Here is a 14,230-nt window from a genome sequence, read left to right on the forward strand (position 1 = left end):
CCGGATGTGGCTTCGAAATCGGTCGTGACGAAGCGATAAAAGGCCCATTACTCTAAAGGGCTTGTTTGACTTGTCAACTGATTTTGGTTCTCAAGGTTTACAACTCGATCCGCTGACGTCGGTTCCGCTGGTGTGTGAGGGATGTCATGATCGAAGGGAGACAGCGCCGTGTGGAAACTCGGTTTTGGGGGCGATCGCAGTCTGCTCGACAGCCTGTTCCCGCCGACCTGTCTGCTCTGCGGCGCGCCCGGCGAGCAGGGCCGCGATCTCTGCGCCGGCTGCGCGCTGGATCTGCCCTACAATCTCCGTGCCTGCGCCCGGTGCGCGCGTCCCTTTCTGGTTCCACTGCCGGACGGGGCGATCTGCGGCGATTGCGAGCGCCGCCCGCCGCCGTTCGACGCCTGCCTGACGGCCTTTCGCTACGAGGGGGCGGTGCCCTTTCTGATCACGGGCGCCAAGTTCCGTGGGCGGCTCAACGCCGCGCGGCTGCTGGGTCAGTGTCTGGCCGAGCAGGCGCGCGAGTCGGCGGACGACTGGCCCGAGGCGCTGGTCCCTGTGCCGCTGCATCCGCGACGCCAGCGCACGCGCGGCTACAACCAGGCGCTGGAGATCGCGCGTGTCACAGGCCGCGCGCTGTCCCTTCCGGTCGAACCGCGTCTCGTCGCCCGCACCCGCGCCACGCCGCCCCAGACCGAACTGACGGCACGCGCCCGGCGGCGCAACATCCGGGGCGCCTTCAAGGCGGTTGAAGCTCTCACGGGGCGGCATCTGGCCATCGTCGATGATGTGATGACGACCGGCGGCACGGTCTCCGAACTGAGTCAGGTGTTGATCGACGCCGGTGCCGTGCGGGTCGATGTCTGGGCCGTGGCGCGGACGCTCTAATCTCAGGCGTGGATTCAGCCCGACGGCTGTCGGTACAGCCCGCGCGACTCGATATGACGGTCGATCTGTTCGATCAGGCGCTGGTACTCACGCCGCTTGTCCGTGCCGAGACGATCCTCGAAGCGTGCCTGACTCAGTCCCTCCGGCAGACTGTCGATACGCGGCATGACGTCGTCCTCCCGTAACCCCGCACGCGCGACGGACTGAAGCCACCGGGCGCTCGACGCGCTTTCGGTGGCCAGCCGTGCAAAGCGGATGCCGGCACGGTTGGCCGTCATGTCGGCGAAGCTGAAGCCGCTGCCGCCATTGGCGTCCGACATCTCCTTGTACCAGCCGACCAGACTGGAGAGCGTATCCGTGCCCTGGACGGCGAGCGCCGCCGAGGTCATGAAGTGCTGACTCAGGTCGACCCGACCGCGCAGTAGCACCAGACGCGGGCGCGCGCGCGGCTCGGTCGAATCGTCGTCCGGCGCACGAATGGACTGGCCGTTGACATAGGCCGCCAGCGCCAGGATGAGCGCGCGATGGCCGGCGATCGGGTCCGTGTCGTCGGCCGTCTCCTGGAGCAGATGGGTGAGCAGATCCGACAACGGGAGCGGCTTGCGCCCAGGTTGTGCGGCGGCATAGCGGATGATCGCGTCCTGAGCGGCCAGCACCCGAGGCAGTTCATCGGACGCGATCATGCCGCCGCTGAACCGCTCGACCATGTTCGGGTGCCAGTCGTAATCGAGCGTCAGCCGTTCGGGCGTGAAGCGGACCTCATGCACCATCTGCGAACGATCGAGTGCCTGGAGCGCCTGCTCGACCAGTGCCTGCGCCAGAGAGCCGGGAATCGGCAGTCCGGCGATCCGCGCCGACTCGACCCGCGGCAAGGGATCGTCCTCGGTCAGTTCCAGCTCCAGATTGAGATAGCCGTCGAGCTGATCCAGCGGCAGCTTGAGCGAGAGGGCCAGACTGGCCCGGCCTGCGCCGAGACGCACCTGCGCCTGGCCCTGTCCACTGCGTCCGAGCAAGGCATTGAGCAGCAGATTGGCCTGCGGCTCGGTGAGTTCGAGCCGGTTGCTCGAGGCCGCGCGCCCGTGATGCCGACGCTGCTTGGCGAGCCAGTCGGCCGCCCAGGTCTGCTCGGCCGGACTCGGCGGCGACGGCTCGGCGACCAGTGGGCGGCGATCCAGCGCCAGGGCCAGTCCCAGGACGAGCGCCGCGACCAGCCCAAGACCCGTGATCCACAGCAGACTTTTCAGTAACACACGCATGGTTCAATCTACGCCCGGCCAAGAGCCGCTAACAAAACCTGTCGATAAACCGCAGGCGGATCAATGAAAAAGCCAGCTTGAGCCAGGCGTAATGGGCATTCAGCCGCCGCTCGAAACGGATGCGCAACTGGTCGAAGCCGGCCAGCCACGCATTGGTACGTTTGAACACCCAGCGATGTCGGCTCGGCAGACCGGGAAGCGCCGGAATGGCATCGACCAGTGCCTCGAATACCATCGAGTCGTGACGATTGGCGCCGGTGATACAAAGCCTAGTTTTGGCGGGAGATCTTCCCGCAGGATACTGGCGCTGAGGACGAACAGGATGCCATTCAGGGCCGCCCGATCATCCAGGCCTAGATGACCGCCGCGGCTTGAACGGTGCACAGCCGGCAACAGCGATTGCAACGACTTCCAGGGCTTCTGGCTAACAATACTTCGCTTCATGCACGCCAGATGGAGCCTTGCGCCTGGGATGATCTGCCAACGAGAATTTGCGGCCGGCCGAGGCGCCCGCCAGAGACGCCGAAAAAATACTTTTCGTGCCCGCTTCCCAAACCACAATCCTTGAGAGTATTCTCCGCGCACCGTCGAGCACGGCCTGGTGACTCGCGCCCGACCCGGCAGCTTCAGGCCCTGTCTAGACTGCATTGTTGCGGTTGCGCTCGAGCACGCCTCGAGCATTGAGATGGGGCCTTTCCTGGAGTCGCGAAGATGCTGAGTACAACGATTGTACGGGCGATTATGGCACATTGCGCGCCCATTTATCCTGACTCGCGCAGCCCGCGAGTACTCTGCTCGGCGGGCCTACTCTTCGCGACCCTCACCGTCCCGGCCGAGGCTGGCTCGGTGGCCTACAGCTACGATACCCTCGGACGGCTGACCAAGGCCGGCTACGCCAACGGGGTGGTCATCACCTATAGCTACGATGCGGCGGGCAATCGTGCCTCCATGGCGGTCACGGGAGGCAGCGCCGCGGCGAGCATGGTCGCGGCGGCCGACGCGCGCGTCCCCGACACCCTGCTCGCCACCGCGAGTCCTGTGGCCGCGCCGCCCGTCGCCATCGACCTCGATGCAGGCGGCGAAGACCCCGGCCTCTACGGCTGGAACGACCTCAGCGACACCCCCGAGCAAACGGTGAGCGCGCTCTTCACGGGCGATGGCCTCGACCGGCTGCTCCATGTCCAGGGCTACGCGATCGACTCGTCGGAGACGGTGGGTCTGTGGCTCAACGGCACCCTGCTCGGATACCTGAGTTCGGCCGCCGATGGCCTGTGGAGCACGCCGAGCCTCTGGCTGTTGCCGGCCACGCTGCAACAGCCTGGGGACAACCTGATCGAGCTACGGGCCAGGACCCCGGACGTCGTCTGGGGCGTCACGCGGCTCGCCCTCGCCGCCTTCGGAAGCGCCTGGGGCAACCAGGAAGGACTCCCGGCGGGCGACCTGACCCACCCCGAGGGGATCGAGCTGCATCTCTTCAGCGCGGATCCTCAGGCGGAGGCCGGACGGCTGCTCGAGCTGGCGGGCTGGGACATCGGCCACGACGACGAAGTCGCCATCACGCTCAACGGTGCGCCGCTGGTCGACCTCCCCGCCGGCGCTGCCGGCGCCTGGGGGGCCACCTACCACCTCTGGCTCGAGCCCGCCGCACTGAGCGCTGGTGACAACCGGCTGCTGATCAGCGAGCAATACGGCCCGCTCGAGCCCTGGGGCGTGCGCTTCGAGCGCGTGCTGGCAGGCCAGGCGAGCCTTGGCACGGGGCTCCCCGATCAGACGCCCGCCGATCAGCGCCCCGACGGTATTCGGTTGCTGTTGCCCGCAGCGGCGACACAGACCTTGCAGGCTCTGCGTTTCTTCGATGTGACGCGCGACCAGGATCTCAGCCTGCGCCTCGATAGCCTCCGGCAGACGCCGATCGCCGTCACCGGCGCCCAGACCTGGGGGGCGGCGTAGCCGCTCACATTGCCGGTGGGGATGCCCGCAGTGCTCTCCATCGACCACGAAAGCCGTGCCGGCATGCCCAACGTCTGGGGCGTGCGCATCGACGCCTCCCAATGAGACGGCCGCGCTAAAGGCCCGCCCGCCCGCATCACCACTCGGACAGCCATGGCCCAGGCGCGCAGCGGCGCCACGATCACGGCCGATGCCATCCAGGGCGTCAACCGCGCCAACATCCGCAACAACCTGGCGACCTATGCCGCCACCCTCACGAATTATCTGCGCACCAATCAGCCCGCGAGCCGCCTCGAGGACGTTGTCGGCGGCCTGAGGATCATCCCGCACAGCGGCGGCAATCTGCGCCAGAGCACGCTGCCCTATCAGGACACCTCCGTCGCCCTGACCCACTGGAACGACATCCCGGCCAGCTACAAGCCGACCCTGCGCATCCAATACCAGGGGATCAACACCGTCTATACCTCGGACGCCCTCTACGGCAAGCGCCTCACGCTCACCTACAACGGCACCAATCAGCCGGTGCTCAAGCTCGATGGCGTCAGCCAAGCCACGGGCACGGCGATCTCCCCCGGCACCACTGGCCCCCTCACCTTCACGGTGACCCATGGCGCCTATGTCTCGACCTTCGCCAATCAGACCTTCACCCAAACCATCACTGCGGGCGGAACCATCCTGATCGGCAACGGCTGGGGGCCGAGCGGGCGCGGACTGGTGGCGCTGCACCGCAGCCGTCTCGATCAGGCAAAGGCGGCCGGCGGTGCCGACACCAGCGAGGCGGTGCTGGGCTCGACCCTCGCCGTGCTTTCAGCGACCTGGATCGCGCAGGTCAATCAGGCGGATGCGATCAACGACCGTCTGGCCGGCACCAACACCCTGTTCCACCACCAGATCGGGGTCGCCGGCTACACCAATGCGCCCTATGTCGATCTGCCGGGCAACATGCTGAGCGTGGTCAGCCAGAGTGCGGATACAGCCAAGGAGACGGCGGCTTTCTTCAATGCCGCGACCCATGCGAGCCTCTTCGAGTCGACCGCGGTGCGGCAGATCGCGGGCGTCAGTGCGGTCTCAACCGTCAAGCTCATCGACCTCGCCGCCGCGAGCAACGACCGCATTTACGACGCTAGGTCCAGCAACTACGCCACCGTTGTCCAGCCCAACCTGGTGTCCTGCACCGCTTGGTTGAGCCGCTTCCAGGCGGCGGTCAATGCCGGCCACCGGCTGATCCTGCCGACACGCTGCAACCTGAGCGAAAACAACTGGTCCGGCACCGGCTACTTCGACATCCTCGCCAGCGGCAGCGGCGCCTCCATCGGTGCCATCATCGGCGGTGGGCTGGCGGGCGGCTTCGCCTCGCTCACGCAGCCGCCCGCCAGCACCGTCTCCAACGGCCTGAGCGCCTCCGCCGGCCCGGATCAGTACACCCAATCCAGCGGCTACAGCTGGAACGACCCCATCGACATGGTCAAGGGGCACTACCTCTATGCGCGGGATGCCATGACGGTCGGCGTCGGCACCTTCCCCCAAGCCTTGAGACTGACGAGTCTCTACAGCTCTGGACTGCGCACCCAAAGTGGTCCCCTCGGCAAGGGGTGGACGCACAATCTCGCCGTTACCGCCAGACTGGGTTCGGACGGCTTCCAGGGACTCGGCGAGGATTCGGCGCTGGATGCGGCGAGCACGATCGTCGAGACGTTGGTGTCGCTCGATCTGCTCGGCGACCCGGCCAAGCCGCTCGACAAGCTGGTCATCGCCGCGGTCGGCCAGCGCTGGCTCGGCGATCAACTGATCGACAACACGGTGATCGTCAAGCAGGGTCTCAATGGCGAGGTCTTCGTCAAGCTGCCCGGCGGGACGTACAACGCCCCGCCTGGAAGCTCGGCGCGGCTGATCAAGAACGCCAACGGCACCTACACTTACGAGACCCTGCATCGGGACAGACTCAACTTCAACACGGCCGGCAAGCTCGCGACCTTTCTCGCCGCGAACGGCATGCAGGTGAGCTTTACCTATAGCGGCAACGACCTCACCCAGGTCAAGAACAGTCTGGGTCGGACCCTGACGCTGACCAATGCCTCCGGACGGGTCACCCAGGTGAGCGACGGCAGCCGCACCGTGAAGTTCGTCTATGACACGAGCGGCAACCTCACGACTTTCACCGATGCCACCGGCAAGAACACGACCTTCCAATACGACCTGCCGGGGCGCATCACCAAGGTCTTCTATCCGGCCAACCCGACCGTCGCCTTCGCCACCAACGTCTATGACAGCCTGGGGCGAGTAAAGACTCAGACCAACGCCCGAGGAAAGCTCTATACCTACTTCTTCGCCGGGACGCGCTCGCAGGAAGTTGGTCCGCTCAGCCTCAGCCGCACGACCTACCTCGATGGCAGCGGCAAAGTGCTCAAGTCCATCAATCCTCTGGGCCGGGTGACGACCAACACCTACGACGCCCAGGAGCGACTGATCAAGACGGTGCTTCCGGGTGGGAATGCGGTCACCTACGCTTATGACGACGCCCCCTGTGCCGGCACCGACAAGCGTTGCACCCACAACGTCAAGACGGTGACACAGATCGCCAAGAGCGGCTCCGGCCTGGCCAATCTGGTCACGAGCGCCACCTACGAGAGCGCCTTCAACCAGGTCGCAACGCAGACCGATCCGCGCGGCAAGGTCACGCGCTACACCTACACCGCCCAGGGTAATCCGTCCACGGTCACGCGCCCGGTGGACGCGGCCGGCGTGGCGCCGGTCACCACCTATGCCTATACGGGCTACACGCCCTCCGGCTTCCCGACCTTCTACCTGCCGACCTCGGTGACACAGAAGACCTCTGCCACCAACAGCGTCGTCACAACCACCGCCTACAACGCGTCCAACAAATACGTTCCACAGACGGTCACGGCCGATGCAGGGACCGGCAAGCTCAATCTGGCAACCACCTTTACCTACGACGCGGTCGGCAACCTCACCAAGGTCGACGGGCCGCGCACGGATGTGGCCGACACACTGAGCTCGACCTATGATGCCGAGCGGCGGATCACACAAACCACCAATGCGCTGAACAAAGTCACGCGGCGCGCCTATGACGCCAACGGCAATCTGGTCCGCACCGCAGCGCAGATCGGCACCCAGTGGCTGGTCACCTGTCAGAGCTACACCCCGACCAACAAGGTGCTCAAGACCTGGGGGCCGGTGCAGGGTGCCTCGGATACTGCCTGTCCCACCGCCGCCGCGCCGGTGGCCGTCACCGACTACGCCTACGATGACCTCGACCGCGCCATCCGCGTGACCGAGCGCCTGACGGCGGCCGAGGGCGGCGATCGGGTCAGCGACACCGTCTACAACCTCGATGACAGCGTGCAGATCGTCAAACGCGCCGTCGGCACCGCCCTCGCACAGAACAGCGCCACCTACACCTATACCGCCAATGGCCGCCAAGCCACGGTCAAGGATGCCAAGAGCAACCTCACGACCTATCAGTACGATGGCCATGACCGACTGGTGAAGGTCTTGTTCCCGAGCAAGACCGCCCCCGGCTCCTCCTCGACGACGGACTATGAGCAATACGCCTATGACGCCAGCGGCAATGTGACCAGCCTGCGCAAGCGCAGCGGTCAGAGCGTCACGCTCGCCTACGACAACCTCGACCGGCTACTCACGCGCACCTATCCAACCGCCGCCGACAGTTTGAGCTTCGGCTACGACCTGCTCGGGCGGCGCACCACGGCGAGCTTCGCCAACGGCAGCTACGCCATCAGCAACAGCTACGACAACGCCGGGCGCCTCACCAGCACCACGGCTGGCGGTAAGCGCTTGAGCTTCGCCTACGACGCCGCCGGCAACCGCACCCGCCTCACCTGGCCCGAGGCGACCGCCTTCTACGTCACCACCGCCTACGACGCGCTCAACCGGCCCACCGCCCTCAAGGAGAACGGCGCCGCTGCGCTGGCGAGCTACACCTATGACGACCTCTCGCGGCGCACCACCGTCACCCTCGGCAATGGCACCACCACCCGCTACGCCTACAACGCCCAGGCGGGCCTGAGCACCCTCACCCACAACCTCGCCGGTACCGCCCAGGACGTGACCTGGACCTATGCCCGCAATCAGGTCGGGGAGATCGCCGGCCACAGCTGGTCGAACGACGCCTACCAGTGGGACGGCTTGCCGAACGGCACGCGCGCCTACAGCGTCAACGGGCTCAACCAGTACACCCAGGCCGCGGGCGCCACCCTGAGCTACGACGCCAATGCGAATCTGACCGGCGACGGCACCTGGACCTACGGCTACGACCTCGACAACCGCCTCAAGAGCGCCGCCAAGACCGGGCTCTCGGCAACCCTCGCCTACGATGCCGAGGGGCGGCTGCGCCAGAGCGCGATCGGCGGGACCACCACCAACCTCGCCTACGACGGCACCGACCTCATTGCCGAGTACAATAGTGCCGGCAGCCTGCTGCGCCGCTACGTCCACGGCCCCGGGATCGACGCGCCGCTGGTCGTCTACGAGGGCAGCGCCACCACCAACAAGACCTGGCTCTACGCCGACCATCTGGGCAGCATCGTCGCCCAGGCGAGCAGCGCCGGCACCCGCACCGCGCTCTACCGCTACGGTCCCTTCGGCGAGCCCGACGTCACCACCGGCCAGCGCTTCCGCTATACCCATCCCATTACACAGAACTCTGGGTGTACGATAGAGAACTGTTTTTCTGAGACATGTTGGAGCACACGATGGGCTGGGCGTCGGAAGAATTGGCCTCGATTGATCTGGGCGACACGCGCCGCGACCGGCGTGCGATCCACTTGATCGAGCGCCTGGCCGAGCATCCGACGGCGAGTATTCCGGGGGCCTGCAACGGCTGGGCGGAGACGCAGGCGGCCTATCGGTTTCTCGGCAGTGAACGCTACGACTGGCTCGACATTCTTGAGCCGCATCGTCAGTGCACGCAGAGGCGCATGGCGGCCTATCCGGTGGTGCTGTGTCTGCAGGACACCACGGAGCTGGACTTCAACGGCCAGACGATCAAAGGACTTGGTCCCTTGAGCTACGAGGCCCAGCGCGGGATGTACCTGCATCCGACCTACGCGGTGACGCCCGAGCGCGAACCGTTGGGTGTCCTGGATGCCTGGATGTGGGCCCGCGAGCCAAAAGACGCCGACGGCCAGCGTCCGGGAGGCCCCGAGAGTGTGCGCTGGAAAGAAGGCTATGAACGGGTGGCGGACCTGGCCAGGGAGTTGCCCGACACCCGCCTGGTCTATGTGGCCGATCGTGAGGCCGACATACTGGACCTGATGGTGCGCGCTCGGGATTTGGCAACCCCCGCCGATTGGCTGTTGCGCGCCAAGCATAACCGCGCGTTGCCCGGTGGCGAGGGCCAGAAGCTGTGGGGACGTGTGCTGGACACTGAACCGCTCGGGGAGGTGCGCTTCACCGTGCCGCCTGGACGCGGGCGCACCGCCCGAACGGTGCGCCAGGAACTCTATGCGCAGCGGGTGAGCCTCTCGGACCGGCGCCAAGGTCACCTTGAGGTCACCGGCGTGATCGCGCGTGAAATTGAGGCCCCCAAGGGCGTCAAACCGATCGAATGGCGTCTGCTGACCAACCGTCGAGCCGACACGCTCGAGGCCGTCGTCGAACTGATCGAATGGTACCGGGCGCGCTGGGAAATCGAGTTGCTGTTCTTGGTGCTCAAGGAAGGCTGTCGGGTCGAGGCCCTGCAACTGGGCACTGTCGAGCGCTTGGAACGCGCTTTCGCGCTGTTTCTGGTGGTGGGATGGCGCATCGCACGATTGATGCGCCTGGGACGCACGGTGCCTGACCTGGAGGCCTCGCTGCTGCTCGAACCCGAGGAGTGGCAAGCGGCCTACATCCTGGCCAAGAAGCCCGTACCCAAGCAGCCCCCGCGACTCAACGACGTGCTGCGCTTGATCGCCCGCCAGGGCGGTTTTCTCGGACGCAAGGGCGACGGCGAACCCGGTGTAAAAACCATTTGGCTCGGTTTGCAGCGCATCAGAGACGTGGCCGCCGGAATCAAATTCGCCAGGGAATCTCATGACTTATGAAGATGTGTGTAATGAGATGCGCTATACCGGACAGCAGCTCATCGGGGCGCTCGGGCTCTATCACTACAAGGCCAGGTTCTATTCGCCAAGCCTCGGGCGGTTTCTGCAGACCGATCCGATCGGGTATGCCGATGATCTGAATCTGTATGCCTATGTTGGCAATAATCCCCTCAATACCCTCGACCCCGCCGGGCTGGCCGGCGAGGCGTTTAGCTCGGGAATGAGCACCGGCTGGAATAACGGCGATTCGGAGCAGGGACAAACTTGGCTGCACTATGCTAGAAACGGGTCTGGCATGGAGCGAATTGCCGCCTTCGTCGGTCTCTTGACTGGAGGCGCTGGACAAGTCGCGGTCGACGCTCTAGCGACGGTTGGGGTTGCCGTGGCGCCGGAGTTGCTCGGCGCTCGTGGTGCAGCAGTCAGTGCCTCAGAGACGTATTACCGTGCCATGAGTCAAGCGCACTACGATCAATTGCTGTTCACTGGCAAGCTGCCCGCCACCGCGGAGACGTTCATCTCTCCAACGAAGTCGTTCGCATCGAATTACAATGGGGTCTTGGTCGAGTTCAACATGCAAGCTGGAACAACGCAGGCGCTCCGAGCAGTCGGGGTGCGCGACACTTCAGTGCTTACTAGACAACTTTACGGAGAGTTGCCGACAGTATCCAAAGGGTGGACTTCGGAAAATGCTTTGTTTAAGGCAGAACGTAGCCAAATCAAAATCGGCCTAGGTCGCGGTGCTGGACTTGAAACATTTAACAGCAATATTCTCGATTTCGGTGTCGTACCAAGATGAACCCTGACCAACATAAATTGATTCTAAGGTTTGCCACTCACGAGGTAAGCGAAGCTGATTTCCTGCAGTCGTTCGACAATGCGAGTGATGGCTCAACTCTTGCGCTACAGCTTCTCCATGAGGCGATAGATGGCCGCGACACTGAGGAAGTTGAGCTCGCATTGATTGTTGGCTTTAGATTTGGAATAGATGAGCGCCATCTCTCCGCACTGCTCAATCTTGAACCAGCAAATTGGCACCAAAGGCACGAGGATGTAGTCTCTGCCCTCGGTGATATAAGATCTACCGAGGCTGTACCAGCACTGTATCACGCAACGCAATGGATACCGGACTATCTGGATTTCGATGAAAATAGGGCATTGGCGGTGAAGGCGATTTGGTCGCTGGGCAATATTGCTGGGAAAGAGGCTGAAGCGTGTCTTGAGAAGCTGGCTTCCGATCCGGATGCGATTTTGCGTGATACTGCAAGAGAGCAGCTCAAACGTCGGCACTGTGTTTAATCACAGCAAATGTACGCAAGGTCCGCAGGCAACGGGTAAGGGCGCTCCAATGCGCTTGGTAGGTCCGGCGGCATGATAATCGCTTGGGATGCCTTCTTGACTAGTGGTGTAACATCCTCAATTTTCACGATCCAATCTCGAGCATAGTATTTAATGGCCTCTCTTGAAAGTCCGATTTGAACGGCCCGAACGCCCCGAATTGGCTGCAGCTTCCAGTCGCGCTCCGGATCCCACTGCACCCGCACCGGTTTGGACTCAATGTCTGCTTTCCAAACCTCGTACGATGGATGAACGCTCGGTTTGAAGCTCGACAATGTTGCATGAGCGAGCGCCCATTCGAATCCGTCACGGGTGATATCAATACCCAGCACAAACTCTTGGCCAGGCTTGGAGGCGTAGCCGCTGCGATACATCATCCATCCGAACGAGGGTTTGATCCACGTCATACGATCCATTTTGAACGGAGGCACGAATCGACCGGCCGCGAGCGCAGGCAAGGCGATGTCGGCCCGGTAGGCTTGATAAACCCGGATCGTTTTGTCGTCAAAAATTGCTCGAACGCTATTCTCTGGCATTGCTTATTGAGAGTCTTAGGGTCTGTTCACAGTAACCAGATATAGGCGCATGCGAGATGCAAGAAGGCGTTGTATCGATTCGCGAGCTTGTCGTAACGGGTAGCCACGCGACGGAATGGCTTGAGGCGATTGAAGAACCGCTCCACGAGGTTGCGCGCCTTGTAGCGGTGCCAGTCGACCTGGCGCTTCGTGTGCCGGTGGCGGCGAGGCGGAATGATGGCTTGTGCGCCCGTCGCTTCGATGGCCGCCACCAGCGCGTCGCTGTCGTAGCCCTTGTCGGCGATGACCGCCTCGGTCACGAACCCCTCGATCAGCGCGGCGCCTTGGGTGATGTCGGCCTCTTGGCCCGCTGTCACGATCAGACGGACAGGATTGCTCAAGGCCTCCACGCCGGCATGGACCTTGGTGCTCAGGCCCCCGCGCGAGCGACCGATCGCCTGATCGCCACCGTTTTTTTGGGTGCACCGGCCGCGTGCTGGTGCGCGCGGACAATCGTGGCATCGATGAAGAGTTCCTCCATATCCGCCTCCCCTTGCAAAGCCTCAGCGACCCGATGCCACACGCCGTACGTCTCCCAGCGGGCGAACCGGACATACACCGAGTGCCAGTTGCCCAATTCCTTGGGCAAGTCCCGCCAGGGACAACCTGTCCGCGCCATGTACAGCACAGCCTCGACAAACCAACGGTTATCCACGGCTCGACCGCCCTTGTCAGTCGGTTTCCCAGGCAGAAAATCGGCAATCCGAGCCCACTGTTCATCACTCAGCATCCGTCGATCCATGTGCAACATCCAAATTCCAAGATGTAAACACAAATCAAATACTGTGAACAGACCCTAACAACGAAGAGAATACGGAAACGTACCGCGATGTTTCGCGCCCCATCTGAAGAATAGGCAACGCAACACAAAAAAACCAAAGACCCGGGCGTCATCCTTATACAATGGCACCACCCGCTATGTCTACAACGCCCAGGCGGGCCTGAGCACGCTCACCCACAACCTCGCCGGTACCGCCCAGGACGTGACCTGGACCTATGCCCGCAATCAGGTCGGGGAGATCGCCGGCCACAGCTGGTCGAACGACGCCTACCAGTGGAGCGGCTTGCCGAACGGCACGCGCGCCTACAGCACCAATGGGCTCAACCAGTACACCCAGGCCGCGGGCGCCACCCTGAGCTATGACGCCAATGCGAATCTGACCGGCGACGGCACCTGGACCTACGGCTACGACCTCGACAACCGCCTCAAGAGCGCCGCCAAGACCGGACTCTCGGCAACCCTCGCCTACGATGCCGAGGGGCGGCTGCGCCAGAGCGCGATCGGCGGGACCGCCACCAACCTCGCCTACGACGGCACCGACCTCATCGCCGAGTACAACAGTGCCGGCAGCCTGCTGCGCCGCTACGTCCACGGCCCCGGGATCGACGCGCCGCTGGTCGTCTACGAGGGCAGCGCCACCACCAACAAAACTTGGCTCTACGCCGACCATCTGGGCAGCATCGTCGCTCAGGCGAGCAGCGCCGGCACCCGCACCGCGCTCTACCGCTACGGTCCCTTCGGCGAGCCCGACGTCACCACCGGCCAGCGCTTCCGCTACACCGGACAGCAGCTCATCGGGGCGCTCGGGCTCTATCACTACAAGGCCAGGTTCTATTCGCCGAGCCTCGGGCGGTTTCTGCAGACCGATCCGATTGGGTACGCGGACGATTTGAATCTCTACACCTATGTACTCAACAACCCGCTCAACTTTGTTGACTCACTGGGACTTGAAGCCACTGTTGCAGCAATCCCCCTATCGACTGGCGGATATAGTTTTACCGCCACAGGCTCAGGGCTACACGGCAACATTACCGGAACTTTCAATACGGGAACGATTAACTTTAATCAAATTAGACCTGGCACTTACTTTATAACACCCAGGCCAAATCTTCCGAATACTTTTACAAACTGGCTGTTTGACCGCAATGAGTATGCTGGTCGCCCGACAATCTCCAACACGGACGACTGGAACACCATTCGCTATCCAGATGGATCAGTAACACATGGTGCGCAGATTCATCCGGGTCGCAATGGAACAAGCGGTGGTGTTTCGCGAGCATGCATGGTTACGGATCAGTCGACTTACGATTCGCTCAACAATCTATTCCAAAACAATTACAACAACGGCGGAGTAACCCTTGTCGTTAGTCCTGGCAAATAACA

10 protein-coding genes and 1 pseudogene are annotated in these 14,230 nt (G+C 63.3%); 7 read left to right on the forward strand and 4 right to left on the reverse strand.

The features are described from left to right. The first annotated feature begins 168 nt into the window (after positions 1-168). Positions 169-885: a ComF family protein gene (locus ALVIN_RS02630; RefSeq protein ID WP_012969760.1), complete on the forward strand. Its 717-nt coding sequence runs from the start codon at positions 169-171 to the stop codon at positions 883-885. Positions 886-899: 14 nt separating this feature from the next. Here the strand turns inward: ALVIN_RS02630 and ALVIN_RS02635 are convergent, their stop codons facing one another. Both ALVIN_RS02635 and ALVIN_RS16900 read right to left on the reverse strand, forming a co-directional pair. Continuing rightward, the gene (locus ALVIN_RS02635; protein WP_012969761.1) at positions 900-2,141 is read right to left on the reverse strand and encodes a hypothetical protein; all 1,242 of its coding nucleotides are present in this window, start codon (positions 2,139-2,141) and stop codon (positions 900-902) included. 28 nt (positions 2,142-2,169) lie between these two features. Next, positions 2,170-2,585 (reverse strand): annotated as a pseudogene (locus tag ALVIN_RS16900) (hypothetical protein). Between the two features lie 402 nt (positions 2,586-2,987). On the opposite strand from ALVIN_RS16900, the gene ALVIN_RS17900 reads away from it, so the two are divergent. The 5 genes from ALVIN_RS17900 to ALVIN_RS17480 all read left to right on the forward strand — a co-directional run bounded on the left by ALVIN_RS17900 (position 2,988) and on the right by ALVIN_RS17480 (position 11,452). Continuing rightward, positions 2,988-4,091, forward strand: coding sequence for an RHS repeat domain-containing protein (locus ALVIN_RS17900; protein ID WP_323752963.1), 1,104 nt, complete (start codon positions 2,988-2,990; stop codon positions 4,089-4,091). Between the two features lie 153 nt (positions 4,092-4,244). Beyond that, entirely contained in the window at positions 4,245-8,900 is a 4,656-nt protein-coding gene (locus ALVIN_RS18140; RefSeq protein ID WP_050750275.1) for a DUF6531 domain-containing protein, read from the forward strand. Further along, entirely contained in the window at positions 8,825-10,156 is a 1,332-nt protein-coding gene (locus ALVIN_RS02655) for an IS4 family transposase (protein ID WP_012969763.1), read from the forward strand. Before ALVIN_RS18140 ends, ALVIN_RS02655 begins: the two co-directional genes overlap by 76 nt. Continuing rightward, positions 10,146-10,952 carry an RHS repeat-associated core domain-containing protein gene (locus ALVIN_RS02660; protein ID WP_043795488.1) on the forward strand — a complete coding sequence of 269 codons (807 nt, stop codon included), beginning with the start codon at positions 10,146-10,148 and terminating at the stop codon, positions 10,950-10,952. The genes ALVIN_RS02655 and ALVIN_RS02660 overlap by 11 nt, the downstream gene beginning before the upstream one ends. Next, entirely contained in the window at positions 10,949-11,452 is a 504-nt protein-coding gene (locus tag ALVIN_RS17480; protein WP_012969764.1) for a HEAT repeat domain-containing protein, read from the forward strand. Before ALVIN_RS02660 ends, ALVIN_RS17480 begins: the two co-directional genes overlap by 4 nt. Here ALVIN_RS17480 and ALVIN_RS02670 read toward each other — a convergent pair. Next, positions 11,449-12,027, reverse strand: coding sequence for a DUF4291 domain-containing protein (locus ALVIN_RS02670; RefSeq protein WP_012969765.1), 579 nt, complete (start codon positions 12,025-12,027; stop codon positions 11,449-11,451). The two genes, ALVIN_RS17480 and ALVIN_RS02670, sit on opposite strands and share 4 nt — an antisense overlap. A gap of 26 nt (positions 12,028-12,053) precedes the next feature. Next, positions 12,054-12,808, reverse strand: a protein-coding gene (locus ALVIN_RS16905; protein WP_148217441.1) for an IS5 family transposase whose coding sequence is annotated in 2 segments (ribosomal slippage) — positions 12,054-12,478 and positions 12,478-12,808 — 756 coding nt in all. Because the reading frame shifts where the segments join, the coding sequence is not laid out codon by codon here. Positions 12,809-13,049: 241 nt separating this feature from the next. Between ALVIN_RS16905 and ALVIN_RS16445 the strand changes: the two genes are divergently transcribed. Beyond that, entirely contained in the window at positions 13,050-14,228 is a 1,179-nt protein-coding gene (locus tag ALVIN_RS16445; protein WP_050750276.1) for an RHS repeat-associated core domain-containing protein, read from the forward strand. Positions 14,229-14,230: the final 2 nt, after the last annotated feature.

Source organism: Allochromatium vinosum DSM 180 (assembly GCF_000025485.1).
Taxonomy (GTDB): Bacteria; Pseudomonadota; Gammaproteobacteria; order Chromatiales; family Chromatiaceae; genus Thermochromatium; species Thermochromatium vinosum.

Excerpts from the sequence above, each read along its gene's own strand:
- ALVIN_RS02655 (WP_012969763.1), top strand. The coding sequence starts at position 8,825 with ATGGGCTGGGCGTCGGAAGAATTGGCCTCGATTGATCTGGGCGACACG.
- ALVIN_RS02670 (WP_012969765.1), bottom strand. The coding sequence starts at position 12,027 with ATGCCAGAGAATAGCGTTCGAGCAATTTTTGACGACAAAACGATCCGG.
- ALVIN_RS02635 (WP_012969761.1), bottom strand. The coding sequence starts at position 2,141 with ATGCGTGTGTTACTGAAAAGTCTGCTGTGGATCACGGGTCTTGGGCTG.
- ALVIN_RS02660 (WP_043795488.1), top strand. The coding sequence starts at position 10,146 with ATGACTTATGAAGATGTGTGTAATGAGATGCGCTATACCGGACAGCAG.
- ALVIN_RS18140 (WP_050750275.1), top strand. The coding sequence starts at position 4,245 with ATGGCCCAGGCGCGCAGCGGCGCCACGATCACGGCCGATGCCATCCAG.
- ALVIN_RS17480 (WP_012969764.1), top strand. The coding sequence starts at position 10,949 with ATGAACCCTGACCAACATAAATTGATTCTAAGGTTTGCCACTCACGAG.